Below are 23,777 nucleotides of genomic sequence, written 5' to 3'. Positions count from 1 at the left end.
CCGACGCCCGATTTGCCGTCTGTCCGCCGGATACGCCCCGATGAATCGCACCCGAAAAAATGGCACGCCGGGCGGTGTCGACCTCCAGGTCGACCTCCAGGTTGACCGCTAGCGTTCACCCCATAAGCGCGAAGCGCTGACGCTACCCGGAAGAGGTGGGCTCACGTGGCCGAATCGAGTGCGCAGCGCCAACTCACGGCGTTCCGTCTCATCTGGCGCAGTCTGGGCATGCTCCGACCGGTCGGCGCCCTGATCGTGCTGCTGTCGCTGATCGGCGTGATCGCCTCCGCCCTGCCGTACATCTCGGCTGGTGCGTTCGGGCCGATGATGCAGGCCGTCGCCGACGCCGGCGCGAACGGAAACCTGACCGGGGTGTGGGATGTCCGCGGCCCGCTCGTCGCCAGGAAGGACGGTCTGCTTCGCTCGCTCGCGGCGCCCGTTCCCTTCGTGGTGCTGCTCGCGACGTGGGCGGGTTCACTCGTGCTCGCGCAGCTGATGTACCTCGTTCAGGCCTGGGTCGGGACCAAGGTGGAACGGGTGCTCGTCACCGACATCCGCCAGCGTGTCCACGACCATGTCCAGACACTGTCGCTGGACTTCTTCACCGGGTCGAGCAGCGGCGCACTGATACCGCGGGTGACCGTCGAATGCACTGGCGTGCAACGCCTTCTGACAGACTGCCTGCTGTCACCGCTCATCGACGCCTTCGTACTCATGGTGGCGATCGCCTATCTGCTGACCCTGTCATGGCAGATGACGCTCGCGGCGCTCATTCTCACCCCCGTGGCCCTGCTGACGCTGAAGTACGCGGGCCGCGGCGTTCAGCGGGCCACGCTGCAGGAGATGAAGGCCGACCGCGCGATGTCCGCAGAGCTTGAGCAGACGATCAGCGGTATCGCCGAGATCCAGATGTTCAACGCCCAGCCCATCCGCAGCAAGCGGTTTCACGCGCTGTCGGACCGCGCCGCGAAAGCCTCGGCGAGAAGCGTGGTCTGGATGCAGGCCACCACGAACGGTTCCCAGGTGTTCGTCGCGCTCAGCACCGTCGTGGTGTTGGTGGTCGGCATCGGGTTCAGTTCGAGCTTCGGTCTCACCTTCGCCGGCCTTGTCGTGTTCGCGGGCATGGTCCCGACGATGTTCGGGGCCGCGCAACGGGTGATGGGCGCCTACACCGTGTACCAGTCGGTGGCGCCCAGCGCGGCGGCGACCTACGAGCTGCTCGACACCCGCCCGTCGGTTCAGGACCGCACGGACGCCATCGCGCTCGGCGAGGTGCACGGCAACCTGGTCTTCGAGCACGTCACCTACGGATACCGGCCCGGGCAAAAGGTCCTCGACGGCCTGTCGTTCTCGGTCAGGGAGGGCGAGACGGTGGCCCTGGTCGGTGGCATCGGATCGGGAAAGTCGACGGTGTTCAACCTCGTGCTGCGGTTCCTTGACCCGCAGGGTGGCCGAATTCTGCTCGACGGCAACGACATCAGCGAGGTGACGATCGAGTCCCTGCGCGAGCAGGTCTCCAAGCTCGCCCAGTTCCCCTTTTTCACCAAGGACACGATCCGCGAGAACGTCCGATTGGCACGACCCGAGGCCAGCGACGCCGAGGTCGAGGAGGCCTGCGTGCACGCCCATGTGCACTCGGTCATCATCGACCCGGCCAAGATGCACGACGGTTACGACACGATCATCGACGTGCAGGTACCCTCCGGCGGCCAGAAGCGGCTGATCGCGCTGGCGCGCTGCTTGTTGCGCGAGCCGGAGGTCCTGCTGCTCGATGAACCCACCGAGAACCTCGACGCCGATCAGCGCGCCAGGCTGACGGGCGTGATCCGCTCCTATGCGCGCGACCGCACCTGCATCGTCATCAGTCACGACATGGACTTCATCGCCGCGGTCGCCGATCGGATCCTGGTGATCGAGGACGGGCGCATCACGCAGGCAGGCGATCATCGCACGCTGATGGCCGAGGGCGGTCTCTACGAGAGGCTGTACGACGCACAGAACGTCGACCCCGACCTCGTCCACGGATCAAAGACGGACGGGTCGAAACAGCCTGAGCTGAACGCGGGACCGGCGACCAGCCTCGACGAGTAGAGCCGAGTGGATAAGCCTTCGGCCCCTTCCGCGGGGAAAGGGGCCGAAGCTCTGCTCTCGACGAACGGGGGCCTACTCGCCGGCGTCGCCGCCCGAGTCGTCGCCGCCCGAGTCGTCGCCGCCCGACTCCCCGTCCGCCGCCGTGCCGCCGGAGGTGCTGCCGGCGGAGCCCTTACTGCCGAGGCCGTCGGTCAACTTCTTCAAGTCGTCGCCCAGCTTCTTGGTCGACTTCTCCACGTTGTCCTTGACGTCGTCGAGCGCCTTGTTCAGACCCGACAGCGGGTTGTCCTTCTTCACGTTGAGCTTCGGGCCCTTGGTCGACTTGACGGGCGCGTTGCCCTCGCCCGCGCCGGCCTCGTCACCGGCCTTGTCTGCATCCGCGTCTGGGTCGGCCGGGGTGGCCTTTTCGGATTCGTCCGCAGGTGTGCCCTCGCCGACCGAGACGTCGACGACCGCCGCCGGCTTCTTCGGGAGGACCCCGGGACCGTCGGCCTCGCCCGCGTCCGCGGCGACGAGCGCCCTGGCAGCCGCACCCGAGCCGGCCGCGGCCGTGAGCGATTCGAGCTCGGACTCCTCGGCCGCAAGCTCGATGCTGCTCGGATTGAAGACGCCCTGCAGAAGTCGGGCGAAATCGGTATCCGGGCCGCCAGTCGCCTCGGCCAGCGAAACATGCAGCGCCGCAGGAGCCCCGATCTCGAAGTAATAGCGTGTGATGTTCTGGTAGGCGAATTTGGCCAGTTCCGACACCAGCGGCACCTCGGCGTCGGCCACCGACGTCAAGGCCTGGTCACCCAGGTAGTACGCCACACCGGTGAGCGCCGAGGGCTCGATCGGGTAATCCTCGTCGGCGACGGGATAGTAGGCATCGCTGGTGAGCACCCTGCCGCCATAGCCGTCGACAAACGCCTCGACAAAGCCTTCCAAGGTGATCGCTGACGGGGCGACCGCCGCGGGGGCCGCCGCCAGCGCCACGCCAGCGCTCTGCGGATTGAGGATGGAGCCCAGCGGGTTGAAGATGACCTTCAGGAGTTGCGCGAAGTCGGTGTCCGGACCGCCGGTCGCCTCGGCCAGCGCCACGTGCAGCGCCGCGGTGGCGCCGATCTCGAAGTAGTAGCTGGTGACGTTGTCGTACGCGAACTGGGCGAGGTCAGACACCAGCGGCAGATTGGCCAACACCAACGAATCCAGCACCTGATCACCCAGGTAATACCCAAGGCCGGTGAACCCGGTGACGTAGATCGGATCGTCGACGGGATAGTACGGATCGTCCGCACCGACCCCAGCCCCGTAGCCCTCGGCGAATACGTCGACCAGGCCCTCGAGGGTGATGTCACTCAGCGCCAGCAGCCTCAGCTGATCGACGGACAGCGTCCTCTTGCCCGTCGGCGACGTTTGTTCGCTCGCGGCGACGGCCACCTGATCGGTGGGCACCATGAGCGCCGGCGTCGCGACGACGATGGCGCCCGCCCCCGCGAGCGCCATACCGGTGGTGAGAATAGGCCGAATTGCCATGTGCAACCCCCAGAAATTTGGATCCACGTGAGACGGCATGGGTGCCGGTTCTCTGGCAGAGAAGCTTAGAGGACCCTGATAAGAACCTAGACGTTTCCAGCATGCCCGCGATAGCTGATTTTTCAAGTCTGTCGCGTTTGCGCTCGCGCGCCGAGCGTCGAGCGTGACGTCACGGCGGGATTGCCCGCTTGGACACGCCATGGCGTCACGCTCGGCGTATTCGTCCACTCGTACGCACAGCGGCGCGCAGTATCGTGCCAAGCTGTGCGCCCCGCCTGTCCGAGCACGAAGGGACTCGCCCGATGACCTCACCGATCGACCGGACCCCGATCCCTACCCCGAACCCGAACCCGTTGACGATCATGTTCTGGCCGGAGTCGGCGTACGGGCCGACGAACCAGTGCATCGGCCTGGCGGCGATCCTTCGAGACCGCGGGCACACCATCGTCTTTGCGGCGGAGAGCTCGTGGGCGGGCAAACTCGCCGCGCTCGGCTTCATCGAGGAACTCGTGGATCTCGCCGAACCGGCCGAGGGGGCTGGCGACGAAGATCCCGGCAAATTCTGGACCGACTTCATCGCCGAGACCGCGCCGGAATTCCGCAAGCCCACCGTCGAACAGCTGGCGTCGTTCATCCAGCCCACCTATCAGGCGCTCATCGACGGCGCCAAGTACTGCGAGCCCCGGCTGCGCGAAATCGTGGACACACATCGCCCCGACATCATCGTCGAGGACAACGTCGTGCTGTTTCCCGCGCTGGCCTCCGCGGGCGCTCCCTTCGTGCGGATCGTGTCATGCAGCCCCCTGGAGGTATCGGGTCCCGCTGTGCCACCGCCGTTCTCGGGCCTACCGAGCGCCGATCCGTCGCATTGGGACGCCTACCGCGCCGAGTTCGACCGCACCCACCGCGCGATGTGGACCGAGTTCGACGCCTGGGTGCAGGCCCGGGGCGCTGCGCCGTTGCCCGAGCTGGAGTTCATGCCCCGCGCCAACGCCGCCAACCTCTACGTCTATCCGGCCGAAACCGACTATCTCCAGGCGCGTCCGCTCGACGACAGCTGGATCCGGATGGACTCCAGCGTCCGCGAGACCGAGGACGACTACGTGCTGCCCACCGCGGTCGCCGACCGGCCCGACGGCAGCGCGCTCGTCTACCTGTCGTTGGGGTCGCTCGGCGGCGCGGATGTCGAACTCATGCAGCGGCTCGTCGACGTCCTCGGCACCACCCCGCACCGCTACATCGTCAGCAAAGGTCCGCAGGCGGATCGAATCACGTTGGCGGGCAACATGGTCGGCGAGCAGATGTTACCGCAGACGAAGGTGATCCCCCAGGTGGACCTGGTGATCTCACACGGCGGCAACAACACCGTCACCGAGACGCTGCACTTCGGCAAGCCGATGATCGTGCTGCCGCTGTTCTGGGACCAGTACGAGAACGCTCAGCGCATCGACGAACTCGGCTTCGGCATACGCCTGAGCACGTACGGCTTCCGCGACACCGAACTCACCGGCGCGGTGGAGCGGCTGCTCGCCGACACCGCGCTGCGTGCCCGGCTCGCCGGCATCGGCGCAGCGATCCGGGCCCGCGACGGATTGCGGGTCGGCGCCGACGCCATCGAACGGGTCGGCACCCGGCATCGGGCCACGGTTGACTGACCCGCTCGACACTCTCGACCTCGCCGACGGCACGCGGCTGGCGATTGTCAACGACGCGGACGGTCTGGCCGCGGTCCCGATGGTGCGGGACCGCGACCAGCAATGGCACCGAGCGCAGGCGGGCGACGGCGTTGCCGAGGATCTGGTGAATCTTCTTGCACAGAACGGCTATTCGGTGATCGGCCGCTTCACAGTGCGGTCATGGACACGATGCGTAGCGCGGGATGAACGAGCGATCGGCGTCGACCAGACCAACGAATCGGTGATCGTCGGTGATGCCGCCGTGGTGAAGTGGGCCACCCACCTCCAGGACGGCCCGCACCCAGCACCCCACCGCATCGGCGTGCTGCGGGACGCCGGCTTCGGCGGCATTCCCTCGCCGTGGGGTCTGGTCACCTGGCGTCCCCCGCACGGCGCCGAGACGCTGGTGGCCTACGTCGACGAATACCTGCCCGGCGCGGTCGACGGCTGGACCTGGGCGGTCGATCTGGTCACCGAAGCGGCCCGCGACCGGCACCTCGGCCCGGCCGTCACCGCAGCCGCCAACGTCGGAGTGCTGATCGCCGAACTGCATGCGGCGCTGGCGGGAACGGCCACCGTGGCCTCCGGTCGCGATGCCACCCGCTGGCGCGACGATGCACTCGATAACCTCGAATCAGTCTGCTCGATCAGCGATTTCGCCGCTAGGCGGCGAAATGAGATCGCCACCGAACTCGCCGGACTCGGCACACTGGCCGCAACCCCGGTCATCGACGGACATGGCGACCTGCACGTCGGTCAGGTGCTGCGCGACGCAAACCGGTACGTCGTGACCGACTTCGACGGCAATCCCGTCCTGCCCGCCGCTCAGCGGGTCCTGCCCATTCCCGCCGCCCTCGACGTCGCGGGCATGATCCAGTCGCTGGCCCATGTGGGGATCGTCGCCCGTAAGTACGCCGACCTCCACCCGCTGGCCATGGCCGAGGTCGAGCGCACCCTACGTCACGGGTTCCTCGACGCCTACACCGGCCGGCTTGCCCACCTCGGCCACGCCGACCTCTTCCAACCAGCTCCGTTGCGCGCCTTCAGAATGCAGCAGGTGTTGCGGGAGAGCATCTATGCGGCACGACATCTCCCACGCTGGATGTACGTGCCCGACGCGGCGCTGCCCGCATTGCTCGACGAAGGGAGCCGCACGTGAAACCCGACGGATTCCTGGCCGATCTGTACCGCAAACCGGAGGTGCTCGGCCGGCTCGCCGTGTCACTGGCCGAAACGAATCCATGGGCGGCCGTGGTACCCGCCGAAGTCGAACGAGTGCTCCTGCTGGGCATGGGATCATCGGCCTACGCGGGCGGCGTGGCCGCCGCACGGATGCGTGCGCGCGGCCTGGTCGCCTCGTCGGAACTCGGCTCCTCACGGCTGCTGCCGGGCTGGCGTGCACCGACGCTGGTCGTGGCGACGTCGGCGAGCGGCGGGTCCGAGGAGACAATCGATGCCCTGCACCGGTTGCCCGGCGAGGTGCACACGGTCGCGCTGACCAACACCCCAGGATCGGCGATCACCGAAGTCTGCGACGCCGTCGTCACCCTGGACGCCGAAACCGAAGCCGGCGGCGTCGCCTGCCGCAGCTATCAGCACACCCTGGCGCTGCTGCTGGCACTCGAATGCCATCTCGGCGCGACGGGCACCGAGGACCTGGCAGCCGCGGTGGCAGCCGCCGCCACCGCGACCGCGCACCTGATCGACACCGAATCCGATTGGCGGCCAGAGGTTTCCGATCTGCTCCTCGGCCCGGCGGGCTGCTACCTTGCCGCTCCGGCGCATCGGCTGTGCTCCGCCCAGCAGGGCGCGCTGATGCTGCGTGAGTGCCCGCGGTTCCCCGCGGGCGGCTGTGAGACGGGCGACTGGAGTCACGTCGACGTCTACCTCACCAAGGCCACCGACTACCGGCTGCTGGTCTTCAGCGGCTCGGATTGGGAGCCGCAGCTGGCGGAGTGGACGACCGCGCGCGGGAGCACCGTGATCGGTGTCGGAGGACCCGTCCCCGGCGCCGGCTATACCCTGCGCTACCCGGGGGATGACGACGACGATGTCCGACTGCTGACCGAGGTACTGGTACCAGAACTCGTCGCAGCCCGCGCGTGGCAGGCCGGCCTCCCCGCTGACCCATCCGGGCAACCCGACGTCGCGGGCTAGCATGCCCTTGGGGACGCCTTTGCGGATGCGCGGGGATGCCCATGCGCAACGGCGCGCAGCACAGGAAGCGGGGGCACGTGGACCAGGCGATCGAGCAGGTACGCGCCGACTACGATTCGGTGCCGTACGAGTCACATGCGTTTCCGCAGACCGCCCCGGGCCATCTCGCCGCGGTAACCCACCTCTTCGGTCTCGACCCGCCCGACGTCGCCTGCGCCCGGGTGCTCGAGATCGGCTGTTCCGCCGGGGGCAATCTGATCCCGTTCGCCGCGTGGCGTCCCGCTTCCCACGCGGTGGGACTCGACCTGTCCACGGTGCAGATCGACCAGGGACGCCGGCGGATACGCGCCCTGGGACTCACGAACATCGAACTCCTGCAAGGCGATATCGCCAGCATGGACTTGACGCAGCTGGGCACGTTCGACTACATCATCTGCCACGGCGTGTACAGCTGGGTCCCGGAGAACGTTCAGCGGGCGATCCTGTCCGCATTCAAACGACTGCTCAAGCCCAACGGGATCGCCTACATCAGCTACAACGTCTACCCGGGCTGGAAGGCCAAGGAAATCGTCCGCGACGCGATGCTGCTGCGGGGCGGCGGCATGGGCACACCCCACCAGAAGCTCAGTTACGCACGCGGCATGATCGACTTTCTGGAAGAGGTGGCCCCGGCGGACAGCATCCTGGCGAAGGCGCTCTCGGAGCATCGAGCGCTGACCGCCAACGCCGGCGACTACTACCTGCTGCACGAATACCTCGAATCATTCAACACGCCTTGCTATTTCCTCAAGATGGCCAGCCACGTCGGTGAACACGGCCTGGTCTATCTCGCCGATGCGGCACCCAGCAGCATGTTCGCCGTCAACTACGGCGACAAGATCGCCACGCCACTGCTCGCCGAATGCGGGCACAGCCAGGGGCTGGTGGAGCAATACCTCGATTTCGTGGTCAACCGGACGTTCCGGCAGTCGCTACTGGTGCACGGCGAATGGGGACCCCGGATCCAGTACAAGCTGGACCGAACGCGGTTCGTCGGCTTCCATTTCGCCGCGCGAACGCCCCCGACCGGAGAACCGACACGGCTCGATGACTCGCCCCAGGAATACGGTGAACCCGGCGCCACGATCGGCACCAACGACCCGGGCGTCAAGGCGGCCCTGGAGGTACTCGCTGCCCGCTGGCCGTGGACCGTGTCACGCCGCGACCTCCTCGACGCGGTGCGGGAAAGACTGGACGCCGCGGGCGTCGGGCCGGTGGACGACCAGCACGACCGGATCGATGAGCTGCTCGAGCAGCTGATCATCCGCGGGCTCGGGCGCTACCGTCTCGAACCCATGTCGGCCGATCCGCCATCGACACCGCCGCGCCTGAACGAACCCGGCCGCCGGATGGCCAAAGCGGCGCGCGCCGACAAGCACGCGTACATCGTCAATCCCTGGCATGAGGAGATCCCGCTGTCGGCGGTGGACCGTCACCTGCTGCCGCTACTCGACGGCACCCGTGACCGCGATGCCCTCATCGACGCGCTGCTCACGTCCGTGCGCGCCGGGCTGCTCTGGTTCGAGCGGGATGGCAGACGCCTGACGGGCAACGCCGAACTGCGCGATGCCATCGCCGAACACGTCGACGCCCTTCCCGAGCGATTGATCGCGATGAAGCTTTCAGGTGCCGGGGTGTCCGAATGACTCAGGTAGCCAACAAAGTTGAATGCCCGTCCCATTCGCGCGGACCATTCGCGCGGTGACTATGCGCACAACTGAGCAAGTTTGACATTGGCCCCATCCGCGCTGCGAAACCGCGCCGCCTGATCTGGGTCGGTGTCCACCGTGCCTGCCGTCGCCGCGGCGCCGATGTCCATGAGCACATTGGCAAACTCGCGAACGGTATCGGCCAGCTCGGCGGGGGTGGCGGGATCCAACCGCTCGAGCAGGTACTGACCGCCGTCGTACAACGCGATGCGCGCGTTGGCCGCCACGGCCAGCGATGCCACGACGTTGTCGGGGCCGCCGGGAACCGCCAGACTCGTATTCCGGGATACGCCACGGCGAACGGTGTCGAATGCCCGACAGATCTGCACCTTCGCGTCGGCGCGCTGCGACTCGCTGTAGGACGGGGCCGAATCGGATTCGTCAGAAGTGAATCGCATCAGGGTCCAGCCGGACAAACCGATCGCCACAACGGAAAGGGCCGCGACCGCACCCATCGCCAGCGAACTACGGTCCCGCGGCGATCGAGCCCGGCGACCGCGTTGCTGTGCCGGATCCGACGGCGGCTCGGTCACGGAGTCCGGCGACGACACGGCGGCTGGGTCAGGCGAATCCGACATGTGCCGAGATATTAGCCGAGGCCCGCAACCAGGATTGCCGATCACATCGAAGTTTCGCATCGGAGAGATTACTTCTCCGATTTGTGCCATTTGCTGATGTCAGATATCTGCCGTTGCTACTGTGCGTTAACAGCAGGTTACGAGCGGTATCGCATTGCTCAAAGGGGGATCAATGATGTCCGACCCGTGCGCCGTCACCACCACCGCGCCGCCGGCCCTGCGCGCCCGCGACGCGCAACCCACCACAGGAGTGATTGCCCGCCGCATCGCGGGCGGCGCTGTGTTCAGCGCGGCACTGGCCACCGGCGCACTCGCAGGCATGGGCAGCGGAACGGCGTCGGCCGACACCTGCGCGCCGCCCCTGATCTGTGACCTCCCCGGCGGAGGTAACGGCGGAGGTAACGGGGCAGCGAATCTTGCCGGCATCGATGTCGCAGGCCTGTCCACGTCGAATGCTCTCCTGGTCGGACCCGGCGGCAGCATTCCCACCCTGTTCGGGCCCGGTGGCCTGCTGATCGGCAATGGCATCGATGCCGCCGAGGACTGCACCGACGACTGCAGCGGCGGCAACGCCGGTCTGCTATTGGGCAACGGCGGCGCTGGCGCCAACGGCGGATCCGGCGGCAACGCCGGCGTGTTCGGCGATGGGGGCAGGGGCGGTGACGGCGCAGCCGGTCTGGCCGGTGGCGCCGGCGGCAACGCCGGGTTGTTCGGCACGGGCGGTGCAGGCGGCAACGCCGGCGTCAAGAACGTCACCGGACTCGCCGGCGCGACGGGTGCGGCTGGTGGCAGCGGCGGTGCGGGCGGGCTGTTCTTCGGAACCGGCGGCGCAGGCGGCGCGGGTGGCAACGTCACCACCGAGCAGGGTGACGCGACAGGCGGCCGGGGCGGCGACGGTGGCAAGAGCGGCTTCATCGGCGACGGCGGCGCCGCGGGCGCCGGCGGAAGTGCGTCGTCCACCGGTGGTGGAAGTTCCACCGTCAACCTGCCGCCGGTCGTCGACAAGGGACTGTTCACGACGACCACGACCCAGACCAGCATCACCACACTCGTCGCCGGGACGGCAACGGGCGGCGCGGGCGGTGCGGGGGGCAGCGGTTTTCTGTTCGGAACCGGCGGCGCGGGCGGTGAGGGCGGCGAGGGCACCACCGCAGCCGAGAACAAGTTGGGCGTAGGCGGCGCAGGCGGATCTGGGGGCGCCGGCGGATCCATCTTCGGCAGCGGCGGCATCGGCGGCGCGGGCGGGGCGGGCGTCAATACCGGTGCGCCGTCCAGCGCGACCGTCGTCACGACTGTCGTGAGCAACATAACGGGCAAGACGATCTCCAAGAAGACCGTAACCGAGGACTCATTCGCCGCGGGCTCCGCGATCGGCGGCCTGGGCGGTGCGGGTGGTGCGAGCGGACTCGTCGGCGATGGCGGTGCGGGCGGCACCGGCGGTGACGGGTCCACCCCGACTGAATTCGACACCGATCTGTTCACCACCGGCGCCGGAACGGGCGGCGGCGGCGGTGCCGGCGGCGCGGGCGGACCCGTCGCAGGTAACGGAGGCGCAGGCGGCACCGGCGGCGACGGGACGGGCTACTTCCTCGGGACGGGTGGAGACGGCGGCGCCGGTGGCATCACGGGCTTCGCCGGCGCAGGCGGTACCGGCGGAACGGGTGGTGTGGGCACGGCGGAAGGGGAGGGGCCAACATCGGTTGAAATCGAACTCCCGGTTGATATTCCGCCACTCCCCGACACCTTGACCCTGGACGGTACGGGCGGTGTCGGCATCGGACGGGGCGGTGCCGGAGGGGTAGGCGGCGCCGGCCAGCTGTTCGGCGGGACAGGTGGTGCAGGCGGTGTCGGAAACGGCTCCGAAAGCGGTACGGGCGGCAACGGCGCCGCCGGAGGATCCGGCGGGCTGTTCGGCGGGATCGGCGGTGCTGGCGGCGCAGGGAACGGTAGCGGAACCGCGCTCGTCGGCTTCGACATCATCGTCGCCAGTGCGTCGGGCGATGTGCCCGTCGGCACGGGCAATGGCGGGCTCGGCGGCGTGGGTGGCGGCGGCCTGTTCGGCGGTACCGGCGGGGTCGGCGGCGACGGGTACGGCACCCTCCTCGGGAATGCGGGAGACGGCGGAACCGGCGGCAGCACGGGAAGCCTGTTTGGCGGCCGGGGTGGCAACGGCGGCAACGCCATTGGCGACGGGACGACCAACCTCGAATACAACTTCCTCGGCAAAACGGGCACCCTCGAGCTTCCGTGGGGCAGCGCAAGTGCGGGCGACGGTGGAGACGGCGGCGGCGGCCTGTTCCTCGGCGGAAACGGCGGCGACGGCGGCACTCGCAGCTACAACGGCCTCGGGGACGTCCTGTCCGCGGCCAAGGCCATCCTCGACGGCGGCGGCGACTACGGCGACGCCAGCGGTGGCGACGGCGGCACCGGCTGGATCGGCGGTGCGGGCGGCACCGGCGGAACGGGTTCCGCGGTGGTCAACCTGGCCGACCTCATCGATAACATCATCGACATCCCCGACCTGCCCGTCGATCTACCCATCGATCTGGAGAACATCACGATCTCCACCGGCGGTGCGGGCGGCAACGGCGGCGCCGGCAGCCTCATCGGCGGGCTCGGCGGCCGCGGGCCGAGCGTCGGATCGATCGGTGAAAACCTGCTGCCCACATCGGTTTTGGCTGGCGGCGGCGCCGGTGGAAATGGCGGCAGCGGTGGCCTGTTCGGCAGCTGGGGCGCCGGCGGCGGCGACGCACTGGCGCTCGGTATCGGTGCGGGCGGCGCGGGCGGCAACGCCGGTGAAGGCGGCTGGGCGGCCGGCAACGGCGGTGCGGGCGGCGGGGTGATCTCGGTCGGCCTGGCCACCGGCGGCGACGGCGGGGACGGTGCCGACGGCGGCGTGCTCGGCGGTAGCGGCGGCCGCGGCGGCGGTGCAACGGGCGGCGTGTCGGCGACCGGCGGCGACGGCGGCGAGGGTGCCGGCGGTGGCCAGTTCGGAGGCTCGGGCGGTAACGGCGGCGGGGCGATTTCGGCGGCGTCGGCAACAGGCGGCAGCGGCGGTAATGCCGGTGACGGCGATTCGGTCGGCGGCAAGGGCGGTGACGGCGGCAGCGTCGTCTCCGTCATCAACGGCAAGGGCGGAACCGGTGGAAACGGTGGAACGGGAGCCATTCCCGGTCCCCCCGGCCGCGGTGGCAACAGCACCACAGTCACCGGGTCGAGCACAGGCGGTGCAGGCGGCGCAGGCGGCGGCGGTCGGACCGGCATCCTCAGCGGGGCCGGCGCCAACGGCGGCAGGGGCGGCGCGGGAACCAGCATCCAAGGACCCGCGATCGGCGGCAAGGGCGGACTTGGTGGTCTCGGCACCGGCGGCGGTCTGCTCGGCGGGAAGGGCGGCAAGGGCGGTACAGGAGGCTTCGGCGGCAGCGTCAGCAATACCGGCACGGGCGGCAACGGCGGCGACGGCGGTGCACCGGGCGGAGCGGGCGGTGACGGCGGCGCGGGCAGCACATCCAGCGGCGACTCCGGCAACGACGGGGCCGACTAGTCCCTCACCCACCCGCGGTCAAAGCACCTGTTGCCACAGGCAATTGCCCGTCATCTCGATCGTGAACAGGAAGGGCACCACCTGGAAGTCCAGCGGTCGGCCCGGTTCACCGGCGACCGTCGCAGGCGGACCGACCCCGGCTCCGCTGAGGACGGCCGACTGCTGCGCCACACACCGGGTTCCGGGGTCCTGCGGGTAGGCGATCCAATGCCCGGATTTGATCTCCGGATTTCTCCTGCCTTCGCCATGCAGCGTCAGCGCCGGGCCATAGGTCAGGAATCGGCTACTGGACGGATAGTCGCCCGCGAAGGGTTGCCAGCGCCACCCTGCGGGCGGTTGGTTCACGCACTCGACGAACCGCCAGTCGTCCTGCGGTTGCGCCAGTGCACCCGCCAAGCCCTCCGAGCACGGGGTGTCCGGCAGCGGCGCAGGACCGGCGGACGCCTGTGCGGGCGTGACCGTCAGTGCTGCGCAGGCACACACCACCGCGCCCACCGCGCGGGTCCTCATAGCGACGACGATACCCGGCTCGGCCCGCTGTCCCCGCGACTTTTGCGCCACCCCGCGACCTGGCCCGGGTTGCTGGACACGCTGGTTCGTCGCGGGTCACCCGTCGAATCATGTTGCCCGAAGCCGGTTTACGACCTCCCTCCGGGGGACTCACCCGTTGCCCGCTGTGGAAACACCGTGAGAATGCTGTCAACGCGCGGTTGACTCGTGAACTTTTTCCACCAAAATGCATCAGGGGCCGAAAGACTAGCGCACAGTGCGGTGAGTAGGCGTCGAATTTACGGACCAAAGGGAGAAAGATGAACAAGCCACGCAGGGTGCTGGCCATCGCGTGTGTGACCTCACTGGCACTGTTCGGCGCCGCGTGCGGCGGTGGAAGCGAAGGTGGCGGCGCTTCGGGCGGCGCGGAGGCCGGGGGTGGAGGCGGTGAAGTGAATGTCGCCATGACCTCGTTCCCCGACTACGTCGACCCGCAGCTGTCCTACACCCTCGAGGGCTGGGAGGTGCTCTACAACACCTACACCCCCCTGCTGACCTACCGGCACGAAAAGGGCAACGCGGGTACAGAAGTGGTGGCCGGCCTCGCCGAGGACATGCCCGTGGTCTCCCCCGACGGCAAGACCTACAAGCTCAAGCTGCGCCCCAACATGCAGTATTCGGACGGCACCCCCATCAAGGCGTCCGATTTCACCTACGCCATTCAGCGGCTGTTCAAGGCCGACTCCGGCGGGTCGGTCTTCTACGACGTGATCGTCGGCGCCAGTGATTACGCCGACGGCAAAGCGGACACCATCAGCGGCATTCAAACCGACGACACGACCGGTGAGATCACCATTCAGCTCAACGAACCCAACGGCACGTTCGAGAACATCCTGGCGCTACCGTTCGCCGCGCCGGTGCCGCCGAGCACCCCGCTGGACAAGGACGCCACCAACAACCCGCCACCGGCCAGCGGTCCGTTCATGATCAGCCATGTCGACGCTCCCCACACACTGACGATGGAGCGCAACCCCAACTTCAAGACGGTCAAGGACGCCGGCGCCGACGAGGTGGCCGACGCCCAGGTGGACAAGATCATCGTCACGCAGAACAAGAGCAACAGCGCGCAGGTGACCGGCGTCGAGCAGAACACCATCGACTTCATGGTCGACCCGCCGGACGCCGACCGTCTCCCGGAGGTAAAGGCGAAGTACAGCGACCGATTCCGCTTCGAGGATTCGATCAACACCTACTACTTCTGGATGAACAACCAGACGGCCCCGTTCAACGATGTCCGGGTGCGCCAGGCGATCAACTACGCCATCGACCCCGAGGCGCTCAACCGGATCTTCGGCGGGCGCCTGCACCCGAGCCAGCAGATCCTGCCGCCGGGAATGCCGGGATACGAGGAGTTCACGCTGTACCCCGGCCCCGACATGGAGAAGGCCAAAGCTCTGATCGCAGAGGCGAATCCGGCCGACCGCAACATCACCGTGTGGACCGATGACGAGCCGGACCGCAAGCGGATCGGCGAGTACTACCACGACCTGCTCACCCAGCTCGGGTTCAACGCCACGCTCAAGGTGATCGCGGGTGACGTCTACTGGGCGACCATCGGAAACCAGACCACACCGGATCTCGACACCGGATTCGCGGACTGGTTCCAGGACTTCCCGCATCCGGACGACTTCTTCCGGCCGTTGCTCAACGGGGCCAGCATCCTGCCGACCAACGGCAACAACTACTCGCGGGTGGACATCCCGGAGAACAACGCCAAACAGGACGAGTTGCTGACCAAGCAGCTCGGCGACGGCGGCGTCGAGGAGCAGTACGCCGCTCTGGACAAGGCCTACATGGAGCAGGCGGTGTGGGCGCCGTACGGCAACGAGGAGTTCACCACGTTCCTGTCGGACCGGATGGACTTCGACGAGTCCTACCACCACCTGCTGTTCAACCAGGACTACTCGTCCTTCAAGCTCAAGTAAGCAGGCGCTGACACCCGATGGTCGCCCCGATCGGCGCGTTGGAGATCCCCGACGAACCGCCTCTCCCCACCGGCGTACCCGCGTCCCAGATCCAGGGCCGTAGCCCCTGGTATCTGGCGTGGGTCCGCCTGCGGCGCAACAAGGTTGCGCTCGCGTTCGGCGTACTGTTCATCCTGATCGTGCTGTTCTGCCTGGCCGCCCCGCTGTGGGCCGACCATGTTGCGCACACCACGCCGAACGAGAACCACATCACCGACAAGGTGATGATCGACGGCCAGGAGACCTATGTCGTCTCCCCCGACGGCACCCCGCTGGGTCCCGGCCTGCACGGCCGTTACCTGCTTGGTGCCGACCAGAATGGCCGGGATGTGATGGTGCGGCTGATGTATGGCGGGCGCACGTCCATCTTCATCGGGGTCGCGTCGGCGACGGTGACGACAGTGCTGGCGATCACGGTGGCGCTGCTGTGCGGCTACTACCGCGGCTGGATCGACGCCGTGCTGTCCCGGGTGATGGACGTCGTGTGGGCGTTCCCCGTGCTGCTCCTGGGTATCGCGCTGGGCACCGCGCTGGCACTGGGCGGGATCAAGATCGGTCCCGCCCAGATCGCCGGTGACTCGTTGTGGATCCCGATCCTGATCATCGGCTGTGTCTACGTGCCCTATATGGCGCGGCCGATCCGCGGCGAGGTGCTCGCGCTGCGGCAGAAGGAGTTCGTCGAGGCGGCGGTGTCCCAGGGCAAGGGCCCGCTGCGGATCATGCACACCGAGCTGCTGCCGAACGTCGTGTCCACGATCATCGTCTTCTTCACGCTCAACATCGCCAATAACATGCTGCTGGAATCGGCCCTGTCGTTCCTCGGCGCGGGCGTACGCCCACCGAACGCGTCGTGGGGCACGATGATCGCCGACGGCTACCAGACCATCTACTCCGCGCCGCACCTGACCATCGTCCCCGGACTGATGATCGTGTTGACGGTTCTGTCGCTCAACGTCTTCGGCGACGGGCTGCGGGACGCCCTCGACCCGAAGGCCAAGATCCGGCTGGAGCATTAGCGCCATGCCGAACAGAGGGTTCCGCCCATGACACGTTTCATCGCCCGGCGAGTACTCGGAATGGCCGCAGTGCTGTTCGCGATCTCGGTGCTGGTGTTCCTGATCTTCAACGTCATCCCCAACTCCGACCCCGCGGTCCGGATCGCGGGCAAGAACGCCGACCCGGCGCTCATCGCGCGGGTGAGCCAGGATCTCGGGCTGGATCGGCCGCTGCCGGTCCAGTACCTCACCATGATGAAGCAGATCTTCACCGGTGAGCTCACGTCGTATGCCAGCGATCGCAATGTCGCCGAACAGATCTGGGATGGCCTGCCCGCAACGCTGTCGCTCTGTGTCGGTGCGGCGGTGCTCTGGATGACGCTGGCGGTCATCTTCGGCTACCTCAGCGCGGTGCGAGCCGGCCGGTTCACCGACCGCGCTCTGACCATCCTCGCCCTGGTCGGCATCTCGATGCCGGTGTTCTGGTTGGCGGCGATCCTGCTGTACTACCTGAGCTTCAAGGCGCAGCTGTTCCCCACCAGCGGATACGTGCCTCTGACCGAGGACCCCGCGCAGTGGGCCTATCACCTGATCCTGCCGTGGATCACGCTGGCGGTGCTGTTCGTCGGGTTCTACAGCCGCGTGCTGCGCTCCAACATGCTCGACGCGATGAACGAGGACTACGTGCGCACCGCACGGGCGAAGGGTCTGACCGAACGGCAGGTGCGCATCCGCCACGTCCTGCGCAATTCGATGATCCCCATCGTCACGCTGTTCGGGCTGGACTTCGGCGCGGTGGTCGGCGGCGGCGCGATCCTGACCGAAACCGTGTTCAACCTCAACGGTGTTGGGCTCTATGCCGGGGAAGCGATCCGCACCCTGGACCTGCCGCCGCTGATGACGGTGACGATGTTCGGGGCGTTTTTCATCGTCCTGTTCAACGCCGTCGTCGACATCCTGTACGCCTATCTGGATCCGCGGATCCGGCTCGGAGAGGCCGCCCCGGTATGAGCCCCACTAGCGGCGACCCGATCCTGCGGGTTCGCGACCTTCGGGTCCGCTTCACCACCGAGGACGGTGTGCTCAACGCCGTCGACGGTGTCTCGTTCGAGCTGGGCCGAGGTGAGGTCCTGGCGATCGTCGGGGAATCGGGTTCGGGTAAGAGCGTGACGTCGCAGACGCTGATCGGGCTGACCCGCGCGTCCAACGCCACGATCACCGGCTCGGTCGACTATCAAGGCAAGGACCTCATCGCGCTCGACGACCGTGAGCTGCAGCAGGTTCGCGGCAGGCAGATCGCGATGGTGTTCCAGGATCCGATGTCGTCGCTCAATCCGGTCTACCGGGTCGGATTCCAGATCACCGAGATGATCCGAGCGCACCGCAAGGTCTCCAAGAAGGAGGCCATGAACCGTGCCGTCGAGCTGCTGCGGTCGGTAGGCATCCCCAATCCCGAACGCCGCGTTCATGATTACCCGCACGAGTTCTCGGGCGGCATGCGACAGCGGGTGATGATCGCGATGGCTCTGGCGCTGGAACCCGAGATCCTGATCGCCGATGAACCCACGACCGCCCTCGACGTCACGGTGCAGGCCCAGATCCTGCGCCTCATCGAGGGGCTCAACCGTGAACGCGACCTGGCGGTGGTGCTCATCACCCACGACCTCGGTGTCGTGGCCGAGGTGGCCGACCGGGTGGTGGTGATGTACGGCGGTCAGATCGTCGAAGACGGCACGCTCCAAGAGATCTTCTACGACCCTCAGCACCCCTACACGTGGGGTCTGCTGGGCTCGCTGACCCGTTTGGACCAGCCGCAGACCGACCGGTTGCCGCAGATCGGCGGTCAGCCACCGTCGCTGCTGAACCCGCCTCCGGGGTGCCGATTCGCACCACGCTGCCCGTACGCGTTCGACAGATGCTCGGAACGGCCGCCGCTGCAGTCCCGCGGCGGCGGGCACCTGGACCGCTGCTGGCTCCAGCCGGCCGAGAAACGTGAGCTGCGCGAGGTGAATGGTCGAATTGGATTGGGAAGCAGGTGAATCCGTGAGCAAGGGTGATCTGCTCCTCGAGGTGACCGATGTGGTCAAGCATTTCCCGATCAAGTCGGGGGTGGTGTTCGAGCGCGAAGTGGCGCGGGTTCGCGCGGTCGACGGTGTCAGCCTCACCCTGCGCGAAGGGGAAACGCTGGGACTGGTCGGCGAATCAGGATGCGGCAAATCCACGCTGTGCCGCACCATCATCCGGTTGCTCGAGCCGACCTCGGGTTCGATCAAATTCCAGGGCGAGGAGCTCGTCGGCCGGTCGCGGCGCGACATGCGTCCGATCCGCCGCCAGATGCAGATGATCTTCCAGGACCCGTTCGCTTCGCTGAATCCGCGTAAACGCGTCGGTCAGATCGTCGGTGACCCGATGGAGTTGCACGGGCTGGCCAGCGGTGCCGAGTTGAAACGCACCGTGCAGGACCTGCTCGACAGGGTGGGCCTGCAGGCCGAGCACTACAACAGGTTCCCGCACGAGTTCTCCGGCGGCCAGCGCCAACGCATCGGCATCGCAAGGGCTTTGGCGCTGCGGCCCAAAATGATCATCGCCGACGAACCCGTTTCGGCGCTCGACGTCTCGGTGCAGGCGCAGATCATCAACCTGCTCAAGGAACTTCAGGATGAGCTCGGCCTGTCGTATCTGTTCGTCGCGCACGACCTCGGCGTGATCCGCCATGTGTCCGACCGGGTAGCGGTGATGTACCTGGGCCGGGTGGTCGAACAATCCGACGCCGAGGGTCTGTACGACAAGCCGCTGCATCCGTACTCGAATGCGTTGTTGTCGGCTGTCCCGATCCCCGATCCCCGGCTCAACGCCGCGCGCGAGCGGATGGTGCTCGAGGGTGATGTGCCGAGCCCGATCGATCCGCCGCCCGGCTGCAGCTTCCACACCCGGTGCCCATGGGCCACCGACGTGTGCCGGTCCGACGATCCTGTGCTGGTGGAACGGGATCCGGGCCATTTCGCGGCGTGTCATCACCCGCGCAATCTGGCTCCCCTGCCGACCGGTTAGGCCCGCCCTGGGACGTCGGGCTGGGGCCCGCACTGGGACCGCCCTGGGCTCGCACTGGGGCGCGCCAAAGTAACCTCAGGGCGGGATCTGGGCCGGATCCGCGCCCTCACGTTACCGTCGCGGAGCCCACTCGACGTGAGCCGCCAGCCGGCTATGGCGACGGCGGCTGGAATGGGTTCTGCGGCACCTGGATCGGAATCGGCGGCAGGAACGGCACGTTCAGATACGTCGTCGTGATCGGATTCGTCGGCGCCGTCGCGGTCGGCACCGTCGTGGTCGGCACCGTGGTCGCCGTGGTCATCGTGGTAGTCGGCGCCGTGGTAGTCGGCGCCGTGGTCGCCGTGGTCGTAGTGGTCGTCGGCACCGTGGTGGTCGTAGTAGTGGTGGTGGTCGGCGCATGCGTCGTCGGCGGCGGCGCGACCGTCGTCACCGTCACCGGCGGCGGCGGGGCAACGGATTGGGTGACCGTCTCGACCGGCGGGGGCGGAGCTGCCGGCGGGGGTGGGGCGGGTGGCGGAACCTCCGCGGTCGGCGACGGCACCTGCCTGGCCGTCGGCTCGGCCGTCTCCACCTCCGGGGACGGCGCGGTGTTGGTGGTCATGCTGGTCAGCGCGTACGCGACCCCACCGACGGCAAGCAGGGCGACGATGGTCGCCAGGCCTACGATCACCTGCGGAACGCGGTGCCACGGCCGCGCCCCGTCGACCGGCCCGGTCGGGGGTAGCTGCTGCACCGGCGCCCGCCCGCTGACGGGTTCGGCCCGGTACGGATTGTCGTCGGCCCGGTAGGGATTGTCGCCGGCCCGGTAGGGATTGTCGCCGACGTAGGGAACGGGCTCATCGGCACCGTCGTCCTGCGACCACGCCAACGCACGAAACGTCGCCGATCCCGCCTGCTCACCGCCTATCCCGGTCACGGGAGCGGCGGGCGCCACGCTCGTCGGCGCATCGGCCGCGGCCCCGTAGGCAGCCTGCAGCGCGGCGCCCACCGCAGCGTCGAGCGCGGGCTGCGGGGTGGTCACCACGGGAGCCCGGGAGTGCTGCGACAGCCGCTGCGTGATCAAGGGAATGTTCGCCCCGCCGCCGACCGTCACCACCGCAGACACTGTCGGCCAGCCGATCCTGTTGCGCTCCATGAGCGTGTCCAGCGCGGCCAGTACGCCGTCGAAAGGCTCGGTGATCAGCGCATCGAGGTCGGCGCGGGTGATCCGGACGCTGGATCGGTAGCCGGGGAGTTCGACGGTCAGATCGGTCGCGGTCTCGGCCGACAACCGCTCTTTGGCCAGCCGGCATTCCTCGCGCAACCTCGTCAGCGAACCGACCGCCGCGGTGGCTGCGGGATCGACGGCGCCCGCCGCGGCGAGTCCCGCAAGGACATGGGTGAGTAGCGCCTGGTCGATCTGATCGCCGGAAAAGTCGGTGTAACGGGTCGTCTCGTCGATGGGTTCGAACGCGGACGACGCATCCGACAGGGTGACGCTCGTGCCACCGCCACCGAGATCCAGCAGCGCCACCACACCTTGCGGATTCAGGCCAGGGTGGACACGCAGCGCAGTCAGGGCGGCCACCGCATCCGACACCAACCGAGCCGGAACACCGTTGGGTGCGAGATTGGGATTGGTCCGCAACGCGTTTCGCAGCGCCCACTGCGTCGACGAACTCCAGTACGCCGGGACGGCGATGGCGATCTGGTCCGGCGAGCCGCCGCCGGCGACGTCGATCATCGCGTCGAGCGCCTCGACGAGCAGTCGATCGGCGGGATAGGACGATCCGTCATCGGCCACCAGGGGAACGGGGTCGCCGACGCGCTCGACGAAGCCGGCAAGTTCCACCCCGCCGCCACTTCCCGCGGGCACACCGACCTGCGGCGTGCGATCGCTGGAGAGTGTCAGCACCGAACGCCGCGTCACGGGTTGGTTGCCGACACGGGCCGCAACCAGGTTGGTAGTGCCGATCGACAACCCCAACGGGTCGCTCATAACGGACCACAGGATAGTCGCCTTTCGTCCCAATCCCGATCAGACACCCCGGTCCGCTGACCGAACGACGTTTGGCTACCGTGGCTCTGTGCGACCAGCTGCAGGTCGTTCAGCTCTGCGCTGCCGGTATCACCTTGCGCATCAACGCAGAACCCACCACTCCGACGACGATCAGCGCGATCGCGAACACGTCGGGCAGGGCGTCGGACACCCAGCCCGCGATGCCCACGACCGTGAGGAACGGTGGCAGCCAATCGATCGCCTTGACCAGGGGTGGGGGCGGGTCGGTGGTCTCACCGACACTGAGCGCGAATTTGGCACTGGCATAGTCGGGATAGAACTCGGTGAACGACACCGCGCCGATGATCGCACCGATTGGAATGATCCATGCGGTCCAGAAGTTTTCGTTGTCCCGTAGCACCGCATCGCCCACCGCGCCGGCGACTGCCGAGGTCGTGAACGCCAGCGCCCACGCCGCGCTGATGGCGAAGTTGATCTTGTAGAACAGCGGGCTGTCCCAGTGTTCCTGCGGTGTGGTGTCCTTGGCGTAGGCCATCGTGAACGGCTTGCGGACGACCAGTGTGAAGATCGCGAACAACGCGAGCGCGATATTGCTCAGTTCACCGGCCCACAGCTCGAGCCAGCCGATGACGTTGTCGGGCGCGAGCAGACCGAGTAGGGCCATCACCGCGAAGTAGGCGACGCCGAAGCCCTCCAGCATGTGGACCGGCACACCCCGGCGCGTTCCGACCCACAGCGTCAGCAGCGCCACACCGAGCGCGGCGGCCGCGGCCTCCTCGAATCGCCCCGGCCCCGACAACAGCGCAAGCAGCACCCACGGCGCGAGTCCGGACAGCGGCGATCTGACGTAGCCGTCAATCAACTTCATGGGCAAACTCTAATGCCCGTTTTCCGATTGGGTTGCGATGGCGTTGTGTTGTGATGGCGGCCACGGGTGACAGAGCCGACATGAAACAGGTCACGTGTCGCTATCTTCGCGCGCTCGACACCACGAACTGGGCGGACTTCGCCGCGACGCTCACCGACGCTGTCATCAGCGACTACGGCGAATCCCTCGGCAGGACGCACCGCTTTACCGACCGCAACAGCCTGGTGGACTACCTGCGGACATCGCTGGGCAAAGGGGTGATCACCGAGCATCGGGTGGGCCACCCCGAGATCACCGTCGACGGCGACGACGCGTCATCTGACCGTTACTGCTGCGCAACCGCGATGAGCGCGCCTGGCCGCAGCCACCGGATCAGCTCGACCAGGGTGGCATCGTCGATCGCGACGCAGCCCGCGGTGGGGCCGCCGTCGGTGGCGTGCAGGAAGAACGCGCCGCCGTTGCCCGGCACCCGCGCCTTGTTCACCCCCATCACCACTGCATGCACGTACTGCGGGATCTCCAGGTTCTCCGTCCCGCTCGACGGTGACGTGTTGAACGCACATTGATCCCGCTTGCACACCTGCATGGTGTTGTAGGTCGGGCTCTTCATGTCGCCGTCCCACCAGTGGTCGGGGCCGACCTGGACATACTGCAAACCGCCGCCGGGATTGGGCGCGGTGCCGAACGCGAAGTCGAGGGTGAAGATGCCCAACGGCGTCTTCATCTGGCCGTCGTGCGTCTGCGGCGCCATCCCGTTCGCGCCGACCCAGCCGGGGATCCCGGCGGCAACGGGCTGCCAGCCGGCGCCGGCGCGCTGCCACACATCGATCTTCGCCTTCGAACCGCCCACTCCCACAACCGAAATCACTTGGGTGGCGCCGCCGACCGATGGCGCGAACCAGGGGGTGAACTCGGCATGCGCCGACGGTGCACCGACGAGTCCGAGCCAGACCGCGGTCGCGCACAGCAAGACCAGCAGTCGGCGCACCCACCAATCGTCGGCAGCCAAGCCATGAAAGGTCAAGTCAAGGTTCAGACACGATCG

General features: G+C 67.7%; 17 protein-coding genes and 1 pseudogene. 12 read left to right on the top strand and 6 right to left on the bottom strand.

Features of this window, described 5'->3' with window-relative positions; translation table 11 throughout:
• Positions 1–165: 165 nt before the first annotated feature.
• Entirely contained in the window at positions 166–2,091 is a 1,926-nt protein-coding gene (locus tag ADBZ6K_RS16495; protein ID WP_526348558.1) for an ABC transporter ATP-binding protein, read from the top strand.
• Between the two features lie 72 nt (positions 2,092–2,163).
• Here ADBZ6K_RS16495 and ADBZ6K_RS16490 read toward each other — a convergent pair whose 3' ends face one another.
• Entirely contained in the window at positions 2,164–3,603 is a 1,440-nt protein-coding gene (locus ADBZ6K_RS16490; protein ID WP_526348556.1) for a hypothetical protein, read from the bottom strand.
• Positions 3,604–3,905: 302 nt separating this feature from the next.
• Between ADBZ6K_RS16490 and ADBZ6K_RS16485 the strand changes: the two genes are divergently transcribed.
• From ADBZ6K_RS16485 to ADBZ6K_RS16470, 4 genes are read left to right on the top strand one after another with little or no spacing between them, the layout of a single operon-like run.
• Positions 3,906–5,258, top strand: a complete 1,353-nt coding sequence (locus ADBZ6K_RS16485) for a glycosyltransferase (protein WP_526348554.1) — start codon at positions 3,906–3,908, stop codon at positions 5,256–5,258.
• Positions 5,251–6,438, top strand: coding sequence for a glucosamine kinase (locus ADBZ6K_RS16480; RefSeq protein ID WP_526348552.1), 1,188 nt, complete (start codon positions 5,251–5,253; stop codon positions 6,436–6,438). Before ADBZ6K_RS16485 ends, ADBZ6K_RS16480 begins: the two co-directional genes overlap by 8 nt.
• Positions 6,435–7,436, top strand: coding sequence for an SIS domain-containing protein (locus tag ADBZ6K_RS16475; RefSeq protein WP_526348550.1), 1,002 nt, complete (start codon positions 6,435–6,437; stop codon positions 7,434–7,436). Before ADBZ6K_RS16480 ends, ADBZ6K_RS16475 begins: the two co-directional genes overlap by 4 nt.
• A gap of 35 nt (positions 7,437–7,471) precedes the next feature.
• The gene (locus tag ADBZ6K_RS16470; RefSeq protein WP_526348548.1) at positions 7,472–9,121 is read left to right on the top strand and encodes a methyltransferase regulatory domain-containing protein; all 1,650 of its coding nucleotides are present in this window, start codon (positions 7,472–7,474) and stop codon (positions 9,119–9,121) included.
• A gap of 59 nt (positions 9,122–9,180) precedes the next feature.
• Here the strand turns inward: ADBZ6K_RS16470 and ADBZ6K_RS16465 are convergent, their stop codons facing one another.
• The gene (locus ADBZ6K_RS16465; protein WP_526348546.1) at positions 9,181–9,762 is read right to left on the bottom strand and encodes a hypothetical protein; all 582 of its coding nucleotides are present in this window, start codon (positions 9,760–9,762) and stop codon (positions 9,181–9,183) included.
• A 175-nt stretch (positions 9,763–9,937) separates the two neighbouring features.
• On the opposite strand from ADBZ6K_RS16465, the gene ADBZ6K_RS16460 reads away from it, so the two are divergent.
• On the top strand, positions 9,938–13,306 hold the full coding sequence (locus ADBZ6K_RS16460; RefSeq protein ID WP_526348544.1) for a hypothetical protein: 3,369 nt from the start codon (positions 9,938–9,940) through the stop codon (positions 13,304–13,306).
• Between the two features lie 18 nt (positions 13,307–13,324).
• On the opposite strand, the gene ADBZ6K_RS16455 is transcribed toward ADBZ6K_RS16460, so the two are convergent.
• Positions 13,325–13,816 carry a hypothetical protein gene (locus ADBZ6K_RS16455; RefSeq protein WP_526348542.1) on the bottom strand — a complete coding sequence of 164 codons (492 nt, stop codon included), beginning with the start codon at positions 13,814–13,816 and terminating at the stop codon, positions 13,325–13,327.
• A gap of 299 nt (positions 13,817–14,115) precedes the next feature.
• Between ADBZ6K_RS16455 and ADBZ6K_RS16450 the strand changes: the two genes are divergently transcribed.
• Genes ADBZ6K_RS16450 through ADBZ6K_RS16430 form a run of 5 tightly spaced genes read left to right on the top strand, consistent with a single transcriptional unit; the run spans position 14,116 to position 19,865 of the window.
• Entirely contained in the window at positions 14,116–15,780 is a 1,665-nt protein-coding gene (locus ADBZ6K_RS16450; RefSeq protein WP_526348540.1) for an ABC transporter substrate-binding protein, read from the top strand.
• Positions 15,781–15,797: 17 nt separating this feature from the next.
• Positions 15,798–16,835, top strand: coding sequence for an ABC transporter permease (locus ADBZ6K_RS16445; RefSeq protein WP_526348538.1), 1,038 nt, complete (start codon positions 15,798–15,800; stop codon positions 16,833–16,835).
• Between the two features lie 27 nt (positions 16,836–16,862).
• The gene (locus tag ADBZ6K_RS16440; RefSeq protein ID WP_526348536.1) at positions 16,863–17,825 is read left to right on the top strand and encodes an ABC transporter permease; all 963 of its coding nucleotides are present in this window, start codon (positions 16,863–16,865) and stop codon (positions 17,823–17,825) included.
• Positions 17,822–18,853, top strand: a complete 1,032-nt coding sequence (locus tag ADBZ6K_RS16435; RefSeq protein WP_526348534.1) for an ABC transporter ATP-binding protein — start codon at positions 17,822–17,824, stop codon at positions 18,851–18,853. Before ADBZ6K_RS16440 ends, ADBZ6K_RS16435 begins: the two co-directional genes overlap by 4 nt.
• A 4-nt stretch (positions 18,854–18,857) precedes the next feature.
• Entirely contained in the window at positions 18,858–19,865 is a 1,008-nt protein-coding gene (locus ADBZ6K_RS16430; protein WP_526348532.1) for an ABC transporter ATP-binding protein, read from the top strand.
• A 151-nt stretch (positions 19,866–20,016) separates the two neighbouring features.
• Here the strand turns inward: ADBZ6K_RS16430 and ADBZ6K_RS16425 are convergent, their stop codons facing one another.
• Positions 20,017–21,843 carry an Hsp70 family protein gene (locus tag ADBZ6K_RS16425; RefSeq protein ID WP_526348530.1) on the bottom strand — a complete coding sequence of 609 codons (1,827 nt, stop codon included), beginning with the start codon at positions 21,841–21,843 and terminating at the stop codon, positions 20,017–20,019.
• A gap of 109 nt (positions 21,844–21,952) precedes the next feature.
• Positions 21,953–22,732, bottom strand: coding sequence for a DUF3159 domain-containing protein (locus ADBZ6K_RS16420; protein WP_526348528.1), 780 nt, complete (start codon positions 22,730–22,732; stop codon positions 21,953–21,955).
• Between the two features lie 53 nt (positions 22,733–22,785).
• Here ADBZ6K_RS16420 and ADBZ6K_RS16415 point away from each other — a divergent pair.
• A pseudogene (locus ADBZ6K_RS16415) lies at positions 22,786–23,034 on the top strand (nuclear transport factor 2 family protein); the annotation flags it as partial.
• A 23-nt stretch (positions 23,035–23,057) separates the two neighbouring features.
• On the opposite strand, the gene ADBZ6K_RS16410 reads toward ADBZ6K_RS16415, so the two are convergent.
• Positions 23,058–23,720, bottom strand: coding sequence for a L,D-transpeptidase family protein (locus tag ADBZ6K_RS16410; RefSeq protein WP_526348654.1), 663 nt, complete (start codon positions 23,718–23,720; stop codon positions 23,058–23,060).
• Between the last annotated feature and the right edge of the window lie 57 nt (positions 23,721–23,777).

Origin of the sequence: Mycobacterium sp. (assembly GCF_044223235.1) — a bacterium.
Lineage (GTDB): Bacteria > Actinomycetota > Actinomycetes > Mycobacteriales > Mycobacteriaceae > Mycobacterium.
Note: the sequence above shows the minus strand (reverse complement) of the source record. Positions and strands in the feature narration are given on the sequence as shown.